This is a genomic window from Chryseobacterium sp. NRRL B-14798, from assembly GCF_050470705.1.
Taxonomy (GTDB): Bacteria; Bacteroidota; Bacteroidia; order Flavobacteriales; family Weeksellaceae; genus Chryseobacterium; species Chryseobacterium cupriresistens.
Map to the genome: position 1 here is coordinate 4,605,001 of NZ_JBFLUL010000005.1, position 19,632 is coordinate 4,624,632.

The 19,632-nt window shown below is 41.0% G+C and carries 8 protein-coding genes, 4 tRNA genes and 5 rRNA genes (1 of these 17 only partly in view); 2 read left to right on the top strand and 15 right to left on the bottom strand.

Annotated elements, in window-relative coordinates:
- From AB1278_RS21095 to folE, 12 genes are all read right to left on the bottom strand, one after another.
- Positions 1-368: ribosomal RNA gene (locus tag AB1278_RS21095) — 23S ribosomal RNA — on the bottom strand (it extends 2,385 nt beyond the left edge of the window).
- A 149-nt stretch (positions 369-517) separates the two neighbouring features.
- Positions 518-594 (bottom strand) — tRNA-Ala (locus AB1278_RS21100).
- 82 nt (positions 595-676) lie between these two features.
- Positions 677-750: transfer RNA gene (locus tag AB1278_RS21105), tRNA-Ile, on the bottom strand.
- Between the two features lie 224 nt (positions 751-974).
- Positions 975-2,491: ribosomal RNA gene (locus tag AB1278_RS21110) — 16S ribosomal RNA — on the bottom strand.
- A gap of 1,327 nt (positions 2,492-3,818) precedes the next feature.
- Positions 3,819-3,926, bottom strand: a 5S ribosomal RNA gene (rrf, locus tag AB1278_RS21115).
- A 144-nt stretch (positions 3,927-4,070) separates the two neighbouring features.
- A 23S ribosomal RNA gene (locus AB1278_RS21120) occupies positions 4,071-6,825 on the bottom strand.
- Between the two features lie 149 nt (positions 6,826-6,974).
- Positions 6,975-7,051 (bottom strand) — tRNA-Ala (locus AB1278_RS21125).
- A gap of 82 nt (positions 7,052-7,133) precedes the next feature.
- A tRNA-Ile gene (locus tag AB1278_RS21130) sits at positions 7,134-7,207 on the bottom strand.
- Between the two features lie 223 nt (positions 7,208-7,430).
- Positions 7,431-8,947, bottom strand: a 16S ribosomal RNA gene (locus AB1278_RS21135).
- Together the 16S, 23S and 5S rRNA genes with 4 tRNA genes alongside form the textbook arrangement of a ribosomal RNA operon.
- Before the next feature lie 1,124 nt (positions 8,948-10,071).
- Entirely contained in the window at positions 10,072-11,538 is a 1,467-nt protein-coding gene (gene cysS / locus AB1278_RS21140) for a cysteine--tRNA ligase (protein ID WP_429816827.1), read from the bottom strand.
- A gap of 124 nt (positions 11,539-11,662) precedes the next feature.
- Positions 11,663-12,094 (bottom strand): DinB family protein, encoded by a 432-nt coding sequence (locus tag AB1278_RS21145; RefSeq protein ID WP_411414625.1) that lies wholly within the window; start codon positions 12,092-12,094, stop codon positions 11,663-11,665.
- A gap of 6 nt (positions 12,095-12,100) precedes the next feature.
- A complete protein-coding gene (gene folE / locus AB1278_RS21150) occupies positions 12,101-12,766 on the bottom strand; it encodes a GTP cyclohydrolase I FolE (protein WP_002983392.1) in 666 nt (221 codons plus the stop codon).
- 102 nt (positions 12,767-12,868) lie between these two features.
- Between folE and AB1278_RS21155 the strand changes: the two genes are divergently transcribed.
- Positions 12,869-14,020 (top strand): hypothetical protein, encoded by a 1,152-nt coding sequence (locus AB1278_RS21155; protein ID WP_429816831.1) that lies wholly within the window; start codon positions 12,869-12,871, stop codon positions 14,018-14,020.
- Positions 14,021-14,108: 88 nt separating this feature from the next.
- A complete protein-coding gene (locus tag AB1278_RS21160) occupies positions 14,109-14,816 on the top strand; it encodes a hypothetical protein (protein WP_429816834.1) in 708 nt (235 codons plus the stop codon).
- Between the two features lie 52 nt (positions 14,817-14,868).
- On the opposite strand, the gene metF is transcribed toward AB1278_RS21160, so the two are convergent.
- Genes metF through AB1278_RS21175 form a run of 3 tightly spaced genes read right to left on the bottom strand, consistent with a single transcriptional unit; the run spans position 14,869 to position 19,589 of the window.
- The gene (gene metF / locus AB1278_RS21165; protein ID WP_120232631.1) at positions 14,869-15,828 is read right to left on the bottom strand and encodes a methylenetetrahydrofolate reductase [NAD(P)H]; all 960 of its coding nucleotides are present in this window, start codon (positions 15,826-15,828) and stop codon (positions 14,869-14,871) included.
- Positions 15,829-15,835: 7 nt separating this feature from the next.
- Entirely contained in the window at positions 15,836-18,496 is a 2,661-nt protein-coding gene (gene metH, locus AB1278_RS21170; RefSeq protein WP_429816836.1) for a methionine synthase, read from the bottom strand.
- 1 nt (position 18,497) lies between these two features.
- Positions 18,498-19,589, bottom strand: a complete 1,092-nt coding sequence (locus AB1278_RS21175) for a fatty acid desaturase family protein (protein ID WP_202840780.1) — start codon at positions 19,587-19,589, stop codon at positions 18,498-18,500.
- Positions 19,590-19,632: the final 43 nt, after the last annotated feature.

Here is a 19,632-nt window from a genome sequence, read left to right on the forward strand (position 1 = left end):
ATTTCACGTGTCCCGCCCTACTCATTTATCATCTTAATATGCCTTTCGAGTACAGGATTATCACCTTCTATGATTGTTCTTTCCAGAACATTCCTCTAAACATAAAAAGACTTTTGGGCTAATCCGCTTTCGCTCGCCACTACTTACGGAATCTCTTCGATTTCTTTTCCTCCGGGTACTTAGATGTTTCAGTTCTCCGGGTTTGCTCCTCTTACGAGGTGACATATCTTCAATATGCCGGGTTGCCCCATTCGGATATCTGCGGATCAATTCGTGTGTGCCAATCCCCGCAGCTTTTCGCAGCTTACCACGTCCTTCGTCGCCTCTGAAAGCCTAGGCATCCGCCATACGCCCTTAACGATTTCTTTCCTATTGGTTACTCAAGCGCTTTATGCGCTCGGTTTTCTCTTTGTGATGTCTTTACCGTTAATGTCAATGATCTTAAATCTATTTCTGATTTAATTCGCAAATATTGTTTTTGGCTCTATTTGCTTTTTTAAAACTAAACCATCTATGATGGTGGAGAATAAGGGAGTCGAACCCTTGACCTCCTGCGTGCAAGGCAGGCGCTCTAGCCAGCTGAGCTAATTCCCCCTCTAGGTGCTGCAGGCTTTACGCTATAAGCTTTAGGCGTATCGCCTACTGCTTCCAGCTTAATGCTTACCGCTTTAATTAGTAGTCTCGGGCAGGCTCGAACTGCCGACCTCTACATTATCAGTGTAGCGCTCTAACCAGCTGAGCTACGAGACTGTCTTTTAGACGTAAAAGATGATAGACTGATAGATAACAGACTAATTTCTTCGTCTTTCTCTCTCTGCTTTTATCTTCTTTGCCTCTCTCAATCCCTTTACTAATTTCTAGTGGGTTTTGTATTTTTAATATAAATCAACCAAACAAAAAACTAAAGCTATGCTTTAAGTAAGTATTTTGTATCTTACGATACTGATTTTGTTTAACGTCTTTAAGACGCTCTAAAATGAGATGTTCCAGCCGCACCTTCCGGTACGGCTACCTTGTTACGACTTAGCCCTAGTTACCTGTTTTACCCTAGGCAGCTCCTGTTACGGTCACCGACTTCAGGTACCCCAGACTTCCATGGCTTGACGGGCGGTGTGTACAAGGCCCGGGAACGTATTCACCGCGCCATGGCTGATGCGCGATTACTAGCGATTCCAGCTTCATAGAGTCGAGTTGCAGACTCCAATCCGAACTGAGACCGGCTTTCGAGATTTGCATCACTTCGCAGTGTAGCTGCCCTCTGTACCGGCCATTGTATTACGTGTGTGGCCCAAGGCGTAAGGGCCGTGATGATTTGACGTCATCCCCACCTTCCTCTCTACTTGCGTAGGCAGTCTCACTAGAGTCCCCAACTTAATGATGGCAACTAGTGACAGGGGTTGCGCTCGTTGCAGGACTTAACCTAACACCTCACGGCACGAGCTGACGACAACCATGCAGCACCTTGAAAAATGTCCGAAGAAAAGTCTATTTCTAAACCTGTCATTTCCCATTTAAGCCTTGGTAAGGTTCCTCGCGTATCATCGAATTAAACCACATAATCCACCGCTTGTGCGGGCCCCCGTCAATTCCTTTGAGTTTCAAACTTGCGTTCGTACTCCCCAGGTGGCTAACTTATCACTTTCGCTTAGTCTCTGAAACTTACATTCCAAAAACGAGTTAGCATCGTTTACGGCGTGGACTACCAGGGTATCTAATCCTGTTCGCTCCCCACGCTTTCGTCCATCAGCGTCAGTTGTTGCTTAGTAACCTGCCTTCGCAATTGGTGTTCTAAGTAATATCTATGCATTTCACCGCTACACTACTTATTCCAGCTACTTCAACAACACTCAAGACCTGCAGTATCAATGGCAGTTTCACAGTTAAGCTGTGAGATTTCACCACTGACTTACAGATCCGCCTACGGACCCTTTAAACCCAATAAATCCGGATAACGCTTGCACCCTCCGTATTACCGCGGCTGCTGGCACGGAGTTAGCCGGTGCTTATTCGTATAGTACCTTCAGCTACCCTCACGAGGGTAGGTTTATCCCTATACAAAAGAAGTTTACAACCCATAGGGCCGTCGTCCTTCACGCGGGATGGCTGGATCAGGCTCTCACCCATTGTCCAATATTCCTCACTGCTGCCTCCCGTAGGAGTCTGGTCCGTGTCTCAGTACCAGTGTGGGGGATCACCCTCTCAGGCCCCCTAAAGATCGCAGACTTGGTGAGCCGTTACCTCACCAACTATCTAATCTTGCGCGTGCCCATCTCTATCCACCGGAGTTTTCAATACCGAATGATGCCATTCAGTATATTATGGGGTATTAATCTTCCTTTCGAAAGGCTATCCCCCAGATAAAGGCAGGTTGCACACGTGTTCCGCACCCGTACGCCGCTCTCAAGATCCCGAAAGATCTCTACCGCTCGGCTTGCATGTGTTAGGCCTCCCGCTAGCGTTCATCCTGAGCCAGGATCAAACTCTCCATTGTATGTTTGTCTGACTCACTCAAAGTTTTTAACGCTTTAGTTTTTCCTTACTTGGTTGTTATATTGTATGTCAATGATCTTTATATCTTCCGCTTTTCAACGAAGCAATCTCTCTGTCAGTGTCGCTCCGTATTTGCGAGTGCAAAAGTAAAACTTTATTTTTTAATGACCAAATGTTTTTGAAGAAAATTTTAAAGTTTTTTAAGTAACCTTAACCCTTCTCAAAACCTCAATCTCTATACTCCTGCGCTCCCTCTAATTGGGACTGCAAAGATACAAACTCTTTTTAAACCGGCAACTTTTTTTACAAAAAGTTTTAAAGTTTTTTTTGTCTGTTTCTTTTTTGAAGTAATATCGTTCCTGCCTATCTAAAGGCGCTTCTGCGCTACTGTTCTACTCTCGTTTTCAGTGGGGCAAAGATAGTAACTTCCTACAACGCAAAACAAGTTTATTGAATATAAAAATATACAATGTGGAAAAATATGCTCATATATTATTATTATACAAACACTTATATTAAAATTTAACTTATCCACATTATTGTTTATAAACTTAAGTACTTTGTATAAACATTAAATTCAACTTATTGCACTAGTAATAATTTGGGATATATTTAATTATTAACCAACAAACTATACAAAACTGAAAGTAAAGACAAATAGCTAGGAAAAATAATATTAATCCCTTTAACTATTTAAGAAAAATAGGTTATTGATAACCACAAAAATATAGACTGTAAACGCATCATCAAGAATAGGATGAAGTATAAAGATTTTAATACTTAAGTGATTTGACAATTTCAATCTATTTTGTGGTAAATAGATCTTTTGACTCTCTGTAGGGTAACAATATCGGTTAAGATAAACGATAGTAGTGAAAGCAAAGAATAAATCAACAGTAAGGAGGAATAGTTTTAGGCTGAACCGGGGTAATGATCTTTCAATAGTGTCATACATCCCTTTCCAATTGTGCTATGGTTCAACTGGCGTCTTTCTTTTTATTTGGCCTGCTTCTTTCCTACTGTGTCATTCCGCAGGAATCCAGCCTCCTTTATTAGAGTCTTAATGATTTTTTTAACTCAGACGGTTTGATACTGTAAAATTGTTTGATGATACTTTGTTGAGACTCCTACGGAGTGACAATTGGAGTGTATGCTGTCCAGCATAAGTGATCAATGATAGGTGATAAGTGATAGTTGATCAATGATAGTTGATTGATGTATCGTTTATCAATTATTATTCATTGCTTATTGCTTATAAGCTTAGCTTGGGTATAAAACAAAAAAATCCTTTATCACAATGATAAAGGATTTTTTAAAAATAAAATAAAAACTGGCGGCGGCCTACTCTCCCGCGTTAGCAGTACCATCGGCGCTGGTGGGCTTAACTTCTGTGTTCGGAATGGGAACAGGTGAGCCCCACCGCTAAAACCACCCTAAAGAAGGTATATAGCTTTAAGCATTAGGCCTGAAGCCTTAAGCTTATTGCGTTTTAAGCGATAAAAACTTTCACAAAGACAAAACCTTCGCTGCGCATAAAGAACTTGTCATTTATTATATTATAATTTCATATAGCAACCATAGGCTATAAATCTACGGGTAATTAGTACTACTTGGCTATGACATTACTGTCTTTACACCTATAGCCTATCAACGTCGTCATCTACAACGACCCTTAAAAGATGTCTCATCTTGAGGCGAGTTTCGCACTTATATGCTTTCAGTGCTTATCTCTTCCAAACGTAGCTACTCAGCGGTGCACCTGGCGGTACAACTGATACACCAGAGGTTTGTTCAATTCGGTCCTCTCGTACTAGAATCAAGCCCTCTCAAACATCTAACGCCCGCAATAGATAGAGACCGAACTGTCTCACGACGTTCTGAACCCAGCTCGCGTGCCACTTTAATGGGCGAACAGCCCAACCCTTGGGACCTTCTCCAGCCCCAGGATGTGACGAGCCGACATCGAGGTGCCGAACCTCCCCGTCGATGTGAGCTCTTGGGGGAGACTAGCCTGTTATCCCCGGAGTACCTTTTATCCTATGAGCGATGGCCCTTCCATACGGAACCACCGGATCACTATGTCCTGCTTTCGCACCTGATCGACTTGTTGGTCTCACAGTCAAGCACCCTTATGCCATTACACTCTACGCACGGTTACCAAGCGTGCTGAGGGTACCTTTGAAAGCCTCCGTTACTCTTTTGGAGGCGACCACCCCAGTCAAACTACCCACCACGCAATGTCCTTCTGAAAGAAGTTAGGCTCCAAGTAAGTAAAGGGTGGTATTTCAACGTCGGCTCCACAAACACTAGCGTGCCTGCTTCAAAGCCTCCCACCTATCCTACACATTACTTACTCAAAGTCAATACGAAGTTATAGTAAAGGTTCACAGGGTCTTTTCGTCCCATTGCGGGTAATCGGCATCTTCACCGATACTACAATTTCACCGAGCTCGTGGCTGAGACAGTGCCCAGATCGTTACACCATTCGTGCAGGTCGGAACTTACCCGACAAGGAATTTCGCTACCTTAGGACCGTTATAGTTACGGCCGCCGTTTACTGGGGCTTCAGTTAATGCCTTCGCTTACGCTAAGCACCTTCCTTAACCTTCCAGCACCGGGCAGGTGTCAGACCCTATACAGCATCTTTCGATTTAGCAGAGTCCTGTGTTTTTGATAAACAGTCGCCTGGGCCTCTTCACTGCGGCCACCATTGCTGATGGCGTCTCTTCTTCCGAAGTTACGAGACTATTTTGCCTAGTTCCTTAGCCACGACTCACTCGAGCACCTTAGGATTCTCTCCTCGACCACCTGTGTCGGTTTTGGTACGGGTTGCTTCACTTCGGCTTTTCTTGGATCAGATTACACTACAGCAGCTTCGCCCGAAGGCTAGGCCTTGACTATTCCGTCAGTCTCCAGCAGCTACATCCAACCGTCCCCTTTTATTGTGAGCAAGTATGGGAATATTAACCCATTGTCCATCCACTACCCCTTTCGGGTTCGCGTTAGGTCCCGACTAACCCTCAGCTGATTAGCATGGCTGAGGAAGCCTTGGTCTTTCGGTGAGCAGGTTTCTCGCCTGCTTTATCGTTACTTATGCCTACATTTTCTTTTCTATCCGCTCCACAATACCTCACAGTACTGCTTCGGCGCAAATAGAATGCTCTCCTACCAGATATATCTAAAATATAAATCCATAGCTTCGGTAATATGTTTATGCCCGATTATTATCCATGCCGGACCGCTCGACTAGTGAGCTGTTACGCACTCTTTAAATGAATGGCTGCTTCCAAGCCAACATCCTAGCTGTCAATGCAGTCCAACCGCGTTGTTTCAACTTAACATATATTTGGGGACCTTAGCTGTTGGTCTGGGTTCTTTCCCTCTCGGACATGGACCTTAGCACCCATGCCCTCACTGCCGTAGAACATTTATTAGCATTCGGAGTTTGTCAGGAATTGGTAGGCGATGAAACCCCCGCATCCAATCAGTAGCTCTACCTCTAATAAACTTATATACGACGCTGCACCTAAATGCATTTCGGAGAGTACGAGCTATCTCCCAGTTTGATTGGCCTTTCACCCCTACCCACAGGTCATCCGAAGACTTTTCAACGTCAACCGGTTCGGTCCTCCACTCTGTGTTACCAGAGCTTCAACCTGCCCATGGGTAGATCACAAGGTTTCGCGTCTAATCCTACTAACTATGCGCCCTATTCAGACTCGCTTTCGCTCCGGCTCCGGTACTTAATACCTTAACCTCGCTAGTAAAATTAACTCGTAGGCTCATTATGCAAAAGGCACGCCGTCACAGCATTACGCTGCTCCGACCGCTTGTAGGCGTACGGTTTCAGGTTCTATTTCACCCTTCTATTCGAAGTGCTTTTCACCTTTCCTTCACAGTACTTGTTCACTATCGGTCTTTCAGGAGTATTTAGCCTTGGAGGATGGTCCCCCCATATTCAGACAGGATTTCACGTGTCCCGCCCTACTCATTTATCATCTCTATATACCTTTCGAATACCGGGCTATCACCGTCTATGGCTGTTCTTTCCAGAACATTCTTCTAAATATATAAAGACTTTTGGGCTAATCCGCTTTCGCTCGCCACTACTTACGGAATCTCTTCGATTTCTTTTCCTCCGGGTACTTAGATGTTTCAGTTCTCCGGGTTTGCTCCTCTTGCGAGGTGACATATCTTCAATATGCCGGGTTGCCCCATTCGGATATCTGCGGATCAATTCGTGTGTGCCAATCCCCGCAGCTTTTCGCAGCTTACCACGTCCTTCGTCGCCTCTGAAAGCCTAGGCATCCGCCATACGCCCTTAACGATTTCTTTCCTATTGGTTACTCAAGCGCTTTATGCGCTCGGTTTTCTCTTTGTGATGTCTTTACCGTTAATGTCAATGATCTTAAATCTATTTCTGATTTAATTCGCAAATATTGTTTTTGGCTCTATTTGCTTTTTTAAAACTAAACCATCTATGATGGTGGAGAATAAGGGAGTCGAACCCTTGACCTCCTGCGTGCAAGGCAGGCGCTCTAGCCAGCTGAGCTAATTCCCCCTCTAGGTGCTGCAGGCCTTACGCTATAAGCTTTAGGCGTATCGCCTACTGCTTCCAGCTTAATGCTTACCGCTTTAATTAGTAGTCTCGGGCAGGCTCGAACTGCCGACCTCTACATTATCAGTGTAGCGCTCTAACCAGCTGAGCTACGAGACTGTCTTTTAGACGTAAAAGATGATAGACTGATAGATAATAGACTAATTTCTTCGTCTTTCTCTCTCTGCTTTTATCTTCTTTGCCTCTCTCAATCCCTTTACTAATTTCTAGTGGGTTTTGTATTTTTAATATAAATCAACCAAACAAAAAACTAAAGCTATGCTTTAAGTAAGTATGATGTATCTTACGATACTAATTTTGTTTAACGTCCTAAGACGCTCTAAAATGAGATGTTCCAGCCGCACCTTCCGGTACGGCTACCTTGTTACGACTTAGCCCTAGTTACCTGTTTTACCCTAGGCAGCTCCTGTTACGGTCACCGACTTCAGGTACCCCAGACTTCCATGGCTTGACGGGCGGTGTGTACAAGGCCCGGGAACGTATTCACCGCGCCATGGCTGATGCGCGATTACTAGCGATTCCAGCTTCATAGAGTCGAGTTGCAGACTCCAATCCGAACTGAGACCGGCTTTCGAGATTTGCATCACTTCGCAGTGTAGCTGCCCTCTGTACCGGCCATTGTATTACGTGTGTGGCCCAAGGCGTAAGGGCCGTGATGATTTGACGTCATCCCCACCTTCCTCTCTACTTGCGTAGGCAGTCTCACTAGAGTCCCCAACTTAATGATGGCAACTAGTGACAGGGGTTGCGCTCGTTGCAGGACTTAACCTAACACCTCACGGCACGAGCTGACGACAACCATGCAGCACCTTGAAAAATGTCCGAAGAAAAGTCTATTTCTAAACCTGTCATTTCCCATTTAAGCCTTGGTAAGGTTCCTCGCGTATCATCGAATTAAACCACATAATCCACCGCTTGTGCGGGCCCCCGTCAATTCCTTTGAGTTTCAAACTTGCGTTCGTACTCCCCAGGTGGCTAACTTATCACTTTCGCTTAGTCTCTGAAACTTACATTCCAAAAACGAGTTAGCATCGTTTACGGCGTGGACTACCAGGGTATCTAATCCTGTTCGCTCCCCACGCTTTCGTCCATCAGCGTCAGTTGTTGCTTAGTAACCTGCCTTCGCAATTGGTGTTCTAAGTAATATCTATGCATTTCACCGCTACACTACTTATTCCAGCTACTTCAACAACACTCAAGACCTGCAGTATCAATGGCAGTTTCACAGTTAAGCTGTGAGATTTCACCACTGACTTACAGATCCGCCTACGGACCCTTTAAACCCAATAAATCCGGATAACGCTTGCACCCTCCGTATTACCGCGGCTGCTGGCACGGAGTTAGCCGGTGCTTATTCGTATAGTACCTTCAGCTACCCTCACGAGGGTAGGTTTATCCCTATACAAAAGAAGTTTACAACCCATAGGGCCGTCGTCCTTCACGCGGGATGGCTGGATCAGGCTCTCACCCATTGTCCAATATTCCTCACTGCTGCCTCCCGTAGGAGTCTGGTCCGTGTCTCAGTACCAGTGTGGGGGATCACCCTCTCAGGCCCCCTAAAGATCGCAGACTTGGTGAGCCGTTACCTCACCAACTATCTAATCTTGCGCGTGCCCATCTCTATCCACCGGAGTTTTCAATACCGAATGATGCCATTCAGTATATTATGGGGTATTAATCTTCCTTTCGAAAGGCTATCCCCCAGATAAAGGCAGGTTGCACACGTGTTCCGCACCCGTACGCCGCTCTCAAGATCCCGAAAGATCTCTACCGCTCGGCTTGCATGTGTTAGGCCTCCCGCTAGCGTTCATCCTGAGCCAGGATCAAACTCTCCATTGTATGTTTGTCTGACTCACTCAAAGTTTTTAACGCTTTAGTTTTTCCTTACTTGGTTGTTATATTGTATGTCAATGATCTTTATATCTTCCGCTTTTCAACGAAGCAATCTCTCTGTCAGTGTCGCTCCGTATTTGCGAGTGCAAAAGTAAAACTTTATTTTTTAATGACCAAATGTTTTTGAAGAAAATTTTAAAGTTTTTTAAGTAACCTTAACCCTTCTCAAAACCTCAATCTCTATACTCCTGCGCTCCCTCTAATTGGGACTGCAAAGATACAAACTCTTTTTAAACCGGCAACTTTTTTTATAAAAAATTTTAAAGTTTTTTTTCGTCCGTCTCTTTTTTGAAGTAATATCGTTTCTGCCTAGCTAAAGGCTCTTCTGCGCTACTGTTCTACTCTCGTTTTCAGTGGGGCAAAGATAGTAACTTCCTACAACGCAAAACAAGTTTATTTAACATAAATTTTACATTACAGTGATATTTATTCCTAAAGGACTGGAAGGCAGGGAGAAAAATTTTAAACATTTGTTTGGAATGGAAGGAAGGAGTTGGAGTGTGGGAGGGTTTGAGGGTGAGAGAGCGTGAGAAGGGAGGGATTCGAGATTCGAGATGCGGGATACGGGGAGCGAAGTGCAAGGATGAGTGGTTTCGGGATGATTGTAATATACTATATATAATAAAGGGATAAGTTAGGCGAAAGCTCGTTCCTATTGAATGGTTTTTATTTTTTACCGCGGATGACACAGATTGACACGGATCATGATGGATATTTTATATATGAACTTGTTTTCATTGGGCCAAATTATTACTTATTACTTATATCCTACCCTCCTTCCCTAGCCCTGATAGGAATGGTTACCCCACAGCATGGGTTGGGGAGTGGGTGGGACTGAGCGTGGGAGTGCGCTGGCGCGAGGAGTATGAATGGATAGCAGGAAATAGCTCCTTATAAAATTGGAGAGTTGGAGCGTTGGAGAGTAATAGAGTTTGAGAGTGGGAAAGTGAAGGACAAAGAGACATAATCTGAAATACGGACATATTCTCTAGAAAGGATAAAAAAACATTCCGTAAGAATCCTAAATATGTGGGACTCCTACGGAATGGGGATAAAACGAAGTTATATTTCTAGTTCAGAACGTATGATGTTCCGTCTCTTCCGTCTTTTAATTCGATACCTTCTGCAAGCAGTTTATCTCTGATCTGGTCTGAAAGTTCGAAGTTTTTGGATTTTCTTGCCTGGTTTCTCAATTCGATCAAAACTTTTAAGGTCTGATCAAGTTTTTCATTGTTATTTTCTTCTACGGTCTGTAATCCCAGAACGTCGAAGATGAAAGCATTCAGTGTTGACTTTAAGTCTTCAAGATCTTCTGTTGTAATTGTTTCTTTACCATCTTTCAGCGCAAAGATATATTTCACCGCTTCAAACAGGTGGGCAATCAGGATTGGCGAATTAAAATCATCTGTTAATGCTTCATAGGCTTTATTTTTCCATTCTTTCAGGCTAAAACCGGATTGTTTTGAATCATCAGGGGTAATAGAAGCCAATACTTTCACAGCTTCCATTAATCTGATAAATCCTTTTTCGCTTGCTATCATGGCATCGTTTGAAATATCCAGAACGCTTCGGTAGTGCGCCTGCAGGAAGCAGAAGCGTACAATTGAAGGGTGGAACGGTTTTTCAAAGAAGTCGTTATCTCCTGTCACCAGCTGCATTGGCAGAATATAGTTTCCTGTAGATTTGCTCATACGCTGAGAATTCATCGTCAGCATATTGGCGTGCATCCAGTAATTTACCGGTGCAGCATCGTTGCAGGCTTTCCCTTGTGCAATTTCACATTCGTGGTGAGGGAATTTTAGGTCCATTCCTCCTCCATGGATATCGAATGTTTCACCCAGATATTTTGTACTCATTGCAGTACATTCAAGGTGCCATCCCGGGAAACCTTCTCCCCAAGGGGAATTCCATCTCATGATGTGAGCCGGAGAGGCTTTTTTCCACAATGCAAAATCCTGAGGGTTTTTCTTTTCACCCTGTCCGTCAAGGTCTCTGGTATTGGCGAAAAGCTCTTCTATGTTACGTTTTGAAAGCTCACCATAATTCAGCCCTCTTTTATTGTACTCCAAAACATCAAAATACACTGAACCGTTGCTTTCGTAAGCAAATCCTCTTTCAATTAGTTTTTGAGTTAACTCGATCTGCTCTACAATATGTCCTGTAGCAGTAGGTTCGATGTTTGGAGGGAGTAAGTTGAACATATCCAGGACTTTGTGAAAGTCTACGGTGTATTTCTGTACAATTTCCATAGGCTCCAGCTTTTCAAGTCTGGTTTGTTTTACGAATCTGTCGTTATCTACATTTCCATCATCGGTAAGGTGTCCTGCGTCGGTAATATTTCTCACATACCTTACTTTGTATCCCAAATGCATCAGGGTACGGTAGATAAAATCGAAAGAAAGGAAAGTTCTTACATTTCCCAAATGTACATTGCTGTACACGGTAGGTCCGCAGACATACATTCCGACATTTCCTTCCAAGATAGGTTTGAATATTTCTTTTTCCGCTGTAAGGGAGTTATATAATTTTAATTGCATTTATTTTTAAGTTAAAGATTTAATGATTTTAAAGATTCAAAATTGAGTTAAAAAATACTTTTGTCACAACAAATAATTGTCGTGATAAAAATCTTATCTGAAACTTTTTTAAATTTTATCATAATTAAATCGCTTTTAAATGATGATGCAGATGATCTACATAATCATTGATAATAAACTCCAACGTATAAACCTGCGGTTCTGTTTTGCTAGTATCACAGGTTCTTTGTAATGCTTCATCCGGGATATTTTCTACAATATGAACAATCTGATAGTTCAAGGATTTCCACAGATCAATAAGATCTGAAACAGGAACATTCTGATAGTTCTGAGCTTTCACCCAAAAGTTCTGATCATAAACGATATTCTCGTTCTCTTTGTATTGGGTTACAACAAATCTACGGATATTTGTTAAAGCACTGTCACAAAGATGGCCAATAATTTCTTTTTTGGACCATTTTTCCGGTGCATTTTTGTAATTCCATTCGTCTTCAGAAATTGTCTGGAATCTCTGGAGCTCTGCATCAATAATATTTTTAAGGATCTGGTAGTTCATTGTTTATTAATCAAGCTTTGCATGACTTCCTACGTAATGTAAGAATTCCTGTCTTGTGATAGGGTTTGTTCTGAAAATACCACTGAGTTCCGCAGTAATTGTGGAGCTTGCTGTATCTTTTATTCCTCTGCAGTTGACACAAAGGTGTTTTGCATCAATAATGCAGGCTACATCTTTCGTTCCCAAAGCTTCTTTCAATGCGTCTACAATCTGCATGGTAAGCCTTTCCTGAACCTGTGGTCTTTTCGCGTAATAATCAACAATTCTGTTAATTTTTGAAAGACCAATTACTTCGCCATTGGAAATATAAGCAACATGGGCTCTCCCTATGATGGGTAAAAAGTGGTGCTCGCAAAAAGAGTATACCGTGATATCCTTTTCCACCAGCATCTGGCGGTATTTGTATTTGTTGGAGAAAGTGGAGATTCCTGGTTTATTTTCAGGAAGAAGTCCTCCGAAAATCTCGTTCACATACATTTTGGCAACACGTCTTGGAGAATCCTTCAGAGAGTCATCTGTCATATCCAATCCCAACGTTTCCATAATCTCACCAAAAAGCTCAGTAATTTTTTCAATTTTTTCCTGTGGCGATTTATCAAAAGCATCTTCCCTTATAGGCGTATGTTCTTTTCCAGTGAAAATATCATCGTCGTTATCAGTAAAATCAACCATTTTTATTTAATTTGCAGCAAAAATACGGATAATATCTGTTCATCTATATTCAATTAGGGTGAAAAACATTATCTTTTATAACCAGCTCAGATTAAAAAGCCTATGATTATTGTCGAAGAAGTACAAAACCAACTCCATAAAAGGGAATTTCTGGAATTCCCGGCCCGTCTTTATGAACACGACAAAAATTATATCCGCCCTTTAGATAAACATATTGAGGAGATTTTTGATCCTGCCAAGAATAAATTCTTCAAAAACGGAGAATGTAAAAGGTTTCTGTTTAAAAGAAATGGTAACACCGTTGGGAAAGTAGCTGTTTTTGTGAACGGCTGTTATGAACAGAAGCAGCCTACGGGAGGAATTGGATTTTTCGACTGTATTAATGATCAGGAAACTGCCAATTTTATTTTTGACCATTGTAAAAACTGGCTTCAAATAAAAGGGATTGAAGCAATGGACGGACCTATCAATTTTGGGGAACGGGATAAATTCTGGGGGCTTTTAATTGAAGGTTTTATCGAGCCTTTATTTGGAATGAACTACAATTTCCCTTATTACAAAGATCTTTTTGAAAATTATGGTTTTCAGATTTATTTTGAGCAGCTATGTTTTACCAGACCTGTTTTTGCGGAAGTGTCGAGGATCTTTACCATTGCGCATGAAAAGAACAGAAGAAACCCTGCGATCTCAGCACAACCTATGAAAAAGAATAATCTGCCGAAGTTTGCAAAGGATTTTACAGAGATTTATAATAAAGCATGGGCATCTCATGGAGAAGGAAAGCATCTTGAAGAAGCAAAAGTTCTGAAGATGTTCAACACCATGAAACCTATCATTAATGAACATATCTCCTGGTTTGTCTACGAAAACGAAAAACCGATTGCGATGTGGATCAATATTCCTGATCTCAACCAGTGGTTTAAATACCTGAACGGGAAATTCGGGATTTTTCAAAAGCTTAAATTTTTGTTTTTAAAACGTTTTAAAAAGAATGAAAAAATGGTGGGGCTTGTTTTTGGTGTTGTCCCCGAATGGCAGAAGAAAGGCATAGACGGATATATGATCTGGGAAGGAACTCAACATTTAAGAAAACATACGGATTTTACCATTACGGAGCTTCAATGGATTGGTGATTTTAACCCTAAAATGATTAAGATTGCAGAAACTCTTGATACCACAGTAACGCGCAAGCTTGCTACTTACCGGTATTTGTTTGACAGGAGTAAGGAGTTTGAGACACACACAATACTATAGCTAAATACTTTAACAAAATTTCATCATTTTAAGAATAATAATCGTATTTTTGAAAATAACTTTTGAAAACTTTAATAAAACTAACAAAATGAGAAAAGTAATTATATGCGCCTTACTGGTTACTTCATGCATTGTATTTGCACAGGATTTTACTCCTGATAACTACTCATCCGGCTACTCAAGTACAATATCTGTAAACAGCCTCGGAGGAGATCACGCAGTATTCGGAGTACGATCAGAAAACTATGGGAGAGCATTAAAGTATGATGAAATAGCAGGTTCTCCTTATTACAATTCAGAGTTTCATCTTGCTAAAGTAGGTGAAAACTTTGAAAAAGTACCTGTAAGATACAATAGCTACAAGGATGAAGTAGAATTTCAGAAAGAAGGTAAACCTTTGGTCCTGCCTAAAGAAGAACAGTTTTCCAAAATTGAAATTTCATCGCCAAAAAGCACAATGGTATTATTAAAAACTGATGATGATCTGAGTGGTTATTTTTTTGAATTAGTTAATGGTAAAATTCCGCTTTTCAAAAAAATAAAGGTTAAATTTCAAGATGCCATCCCTGCAGCCAATTCATATGCAACTGATAAAGCGGCTTTTTTTAAAACATTAGACCCTGTTTACTATATCAAAACAGAATCAGGATATATTAAAAAACCGAAGAAAATAAAAGATATCACAGAGGCCTTCCCTGCAAAAAAGGATGAGATTGAAAACTTTGTAAAATCTAATAATATTAAAATCAACAAAGAAGAAGACCTCATCAAACTGGTTAAGTTCTTAAATCAATAAAAAAATAAACCCCTGTGAAATTTACAGGGGTTCCTTCATTTTGGTACTTTTATTAGAATAGCTCACCGGCTACTTTTTTGATGTTATCACTTTTTCCCATTGAGTAAAAGTGGAGAACAGGAACTCCAAAGTCCAAAAGTTCTTTACACTGAGCAATAGACCATTCTATTCCGATCTGTTTTACCGCTTCATTATTCTTTGCATTTTCCACCTCATTGATCAGTTCTTCAGGAAGATCTATTTTGAATACCTGTGGCAGGATTTTCAAGTGCTTCTTAGTGGCAATAGGTTTGATTCCCGGAATAATTGGAACCATTATTCCCATTTCTCTTGCTTTCTGAACGAATTCAATATACTTTTTATTGTCAAAAAACATCTGGGTAACGATATAATCTGCTCCGGCATCTACTTTTTGCTTCAGCCACTTCAGATCATAATTCATGGAGGGCGCTTCCATATGTTTTTCGGGATATCCAGCAACACCGATGCAGAATTTGTTCAGTTCATCACAAACCTGTTCTTCGTTATGAAGATATTTTCCCCTTCCCAGATCATTAATCTGGTTGACAAGATCCATTGCACTAGCGTGTCCTCCCTGAGTAGGTTCAAAATACTGATGTCCTTTCATGGCGTCCCCTCTTAAGGCCATTACATTATCTATCCCAAGATACATACAGTCTACCAGCAGATATTCTGTTTCTTCTTTTGTAAAACCTCCGCAAAGAAGATGTGGTACTGTATCAACATTGTATTTATGCTGGATGGCAGCACAAATCCCCAGTGTTCCGGGGCGCATTCTTGTAATACGACGCTCCATCAAACCATTTCCTTTGTCCAGATAAATGTATTCTTCTCTGGATGTGGTCACATCAATGAAAGGAGGTTTGAACTCCATCAACGGATCTATATTGGTATAAAGGTCTTCAATACCTATTCCCTTTTGTGGCGGAACAACTTCTAAGGAGAATAAAGTTTTTCCATTTGCGTTTTTAATGTGTTCTGTTATCTTCATGTCAATGTTAATCTGCTAAATTGGGTGACAACCATTTTTTCGCTTCCTGGATGCTACAACCTCTTCTTGCTGCATAATCTTCAAGCTGGTCTTCTGTTATTTTTCCTAATCCGAAATATTTGGCATGCGGGCTTCCGAAATAATATCCGGAAACAGATGCTGTAGGGAACATGGCAAGGCTTTCTGTAAGGAAAACCCCAGTATTCTCTTCTACTTTTAAAAGGTCCCAGATGGTTTTCTTTTCCAGATGGTCCGGGCAAGCCGGATAACCTGGGGCGGGACGGATTCCTTTATATTTTTCGGCAATCAATTCTTCATTGCTTAAGTTTTCCTGATTGGCATATCCCCAATATTCTGTTCTTACTTTTTTGTGCAAAAATTCTGCATAAGCTTCTGCAAAACGGTCTGCAAGAGCTTTTACCATGATGGAATTATAATCATCATTGGCTTTTTCGTATTCCGTGGACAGTTCATCGGTACCAAATCCGGTGGTTACACAGAAAGCTCCTACATAATCGGTTTTTCCTGAACTTTGAGGGGCGATAAAATCACTGAGTGCGAGATAGTCTTTTCCTTTTGATCTCTGAGCCTGCTGTCTTAAGGTTAAAAACTTTGCCTGCTCATTATTATTTTCATCAAAAATTAAAATATCATCGGATTCATTGGAATTGGCCTTAAAGATTCCGAAGATGGCTTTTGCGGTTAAAAGTTTCTCATCCAGAATTCTATTCAAAATGACCTGAGCATCTTTGAACAGTTCTTTTGCCTGAGCTCCTACCACCTCATCTTCCAGAATATTCGGGTATTTTCCGTGAAGATCCCAGCTTCTGAAAAACGGAGACCAGTCGATGAAAGGAAGAAGCTCTCTCAGATCCTGATTTTCAATTACTTTTATTCCGAGATTATTCGGTGTGAAAATTTCTTCATTTTCCCAGTCAATTTTAAAGTGATTTTCCCTTGCTTCTTTGATTGAAACATAATCTTTATCCACCTGTCTGTTCAGGAACTTCTCTCTGAATTCAGAGTAATCATTCTTTAAATCCGAAACATATTCTTTATTTCTGTCACCCAGCAATGAGCTTACAACGTTTACCGCTCTTGAAGCATCATTCACATGAACGACAGCATTTTTATATTTCAAATCGATTTTCACAGCAGTATGTGCCTTTGACGTTGTAGCACCGCCGATTAATAGAGGGAAATCCAAATTTTGTCTTTCCAATTCTGAAGCGATGTACACCATTTCATCCAAACTAGGGGTAATCAGTCCGCTTAGCCCAATAACATCTACTTTTTCTTCAATGGCAGTCTGAATAATCTTTTCGGCAGGAACCATTACTCCAAGGTCAACAATTTCATAGTTGTTACAACCTAAAACAACACTCACAATGTTTTTGCCGATATCATGAACATCTCCTTTTACGGTTGCCATTAATATTTTTCCGTTAGCAGGTTTTGTTCCGTCTTTTTCTGCTTCAATGAAAGGCTGTAAATAAGCTACTGCCTTTTTCATTACCCTTGCGGATTTTACAACCTGTGGAAGGAACATTTTACCGCTTCCGAATAAATCTCCTACGACTCCCATTCCGGTCATTAAATTCACTTCGATGACGTGAAGCGGTCTTTCGGCCAATAGCCTTGCTTCTTCTACATCTTCTTCAATAAAACGGTCGATTCCTTTTACCAAAGCATGGGTAATCCTTTCCTGTAGAGGATTATTTCTCCACTCTAAGTCTTCAGTCTTTTCTTTTTTTACCGATTTATGTTTCTCAGAGTAATCTAAAAGCCTTTCGGTAGCATCTTCTCTTTTATCCAGGATGACATCTTCTACCAGCTCCAGCAATTCTTTATTGATTTCATCATAAACCTCCAGCATAGCCGGATTTACAATACCGATGTTCATTCCTGCCTGAATCGCGTGATAAAGGAAAACAGAATGCATGGCTTCTCTTACGGTATCATTTCCACGGAAGGAGAAGGAAACATTGCTCACGCCTCCACTCACGGATGCATAAGGAAGATTTTGTCTTACCCAGCGTGTAGCTTCAATAAAGTCGATGGCATTTCTTCTGTGCTCATCCATTCCAGTTGCCACCGGAAAGATATTTAAGTCGAAAATGATATCTTCTGCAGGGAAACCAATCTGGTTTACCAAAATATCATAGGAACGTTTTGAAATTTCAATTCTTCGTTCAAGATTGTCAGCCTGCCCTACCTCATCAAATGCCATTACAATGACAGCTGCACCGTACCTTTTGATGGCCTTGGCGTGTTTGATAAATTCTTCCTCGCCTTCTTTTAAGCTAATGGAATTCACAACACATTTTCCCTGAGCTACCTGAAGACCTGCTTCAAGGATCTCCCATTTGGAAGAATCTACCATAATCGGGATTCTTGCAATATCCGGTTCTGAGGCAATTAAGTTCAGGAATTTGATCATCGATGCTTTTCCATCGATCAAACCATCATCAAAGTTAACATCCAGAATCTGGGCACCTCCTTCTACCTGATGGCGGGCAATATCTAAGGCTTCTGAGAATTTCTCCTCTTTAATCAGTCTTAAAAACTTTTTGGATCCGGCAACATTTGTTCTTTCACCAACGTTGATGAAATTACTTTCCGGGGTTATGATAAGAGGCTCGAGGCCTGATAATCTTAAATACTTCATTTTATTCTTCTAAAATATAGTAGGCATTATTGGCATTCTGCTTCAATAAATCCCTATGCTTACTTAAAGCCGTAATCAGCGGAAATCTTTTGTATGCTAAACCATGTTCTTTAGCAAACTCCTCAATCTCCTCTGTAATTTCATTATAATACATATAACTGTAATTGGGAAACAGATGGTGAGCAACGTGAAAATTGAAATTTCCCAACACATTTCTTACCAACCAGTTATTTTCTTTGAGATCATTGGTTACTTCCAGCTGGTGACGAAGCCAGCTAAACGGCAGACCATTCTCTTTATTTAATTTTGGAAAGGCATTATCAGGAAGCGGATGCAAAGGCAGTAACACAAACAATGCAAAAATACTTGCTGAAATTACCTGTAAAAACCACGCTCCTAAAGCCAATCCTATTGATACTTTAAAGAACACCACAGGAACCACAATCTGATAAAAGAAATAGAACAGCTTATAGCTTATCATTTTTACTTTTTCAATGGTGGGAATTTTTCCCTGGGTTTTTAAAATCACTCTTTCTTTATCAAAGAAGTCTCTGAAGTCTCTTATAAACATCCAGTTGAACAAATACAACGGATATACTAAAAAGAAAAACTTATCCTGATACTTCTGTATACCTTTCGCTTTGATCCACGGTACGATTAAAAGCAGTCCGCTCTGTTCGATATCCGTGTCCCATCCATCTACATTAGGATAGGCGTGATGGCTTGCGATATGTCTTTTTTTCCAGATATAGGAGTTGGCACCTATAAAATCAAAAATGTGAAGAATCAGCCCATTGAGTCTTTTACTCTTATAAATGTTATTATGGGCCGCTTCGTGGATTAAGTTTAAATAAATTAAAACCAGAGAGATTCCCATTAAAACAAAACTCAGAATATAGATCCAGTGTTTTTCAGCATTCAAAAGAGCCAGAACATATAATCCCAGATAGATCATCGGCAGAATAACTGCTTTAATCTGAATATAGATGTCCCTGTTTTCAGAAATCCCTTCCACCCTTTGGTTTACTTTCTTCCTCAACTCATTAAAAAGCTTAACATCTTCTGAATCTTTTAAGTAAATCGGCTTTTCCATTACATTAAATTTTGTGGTTTATTTAAAGATAATATTTATAACC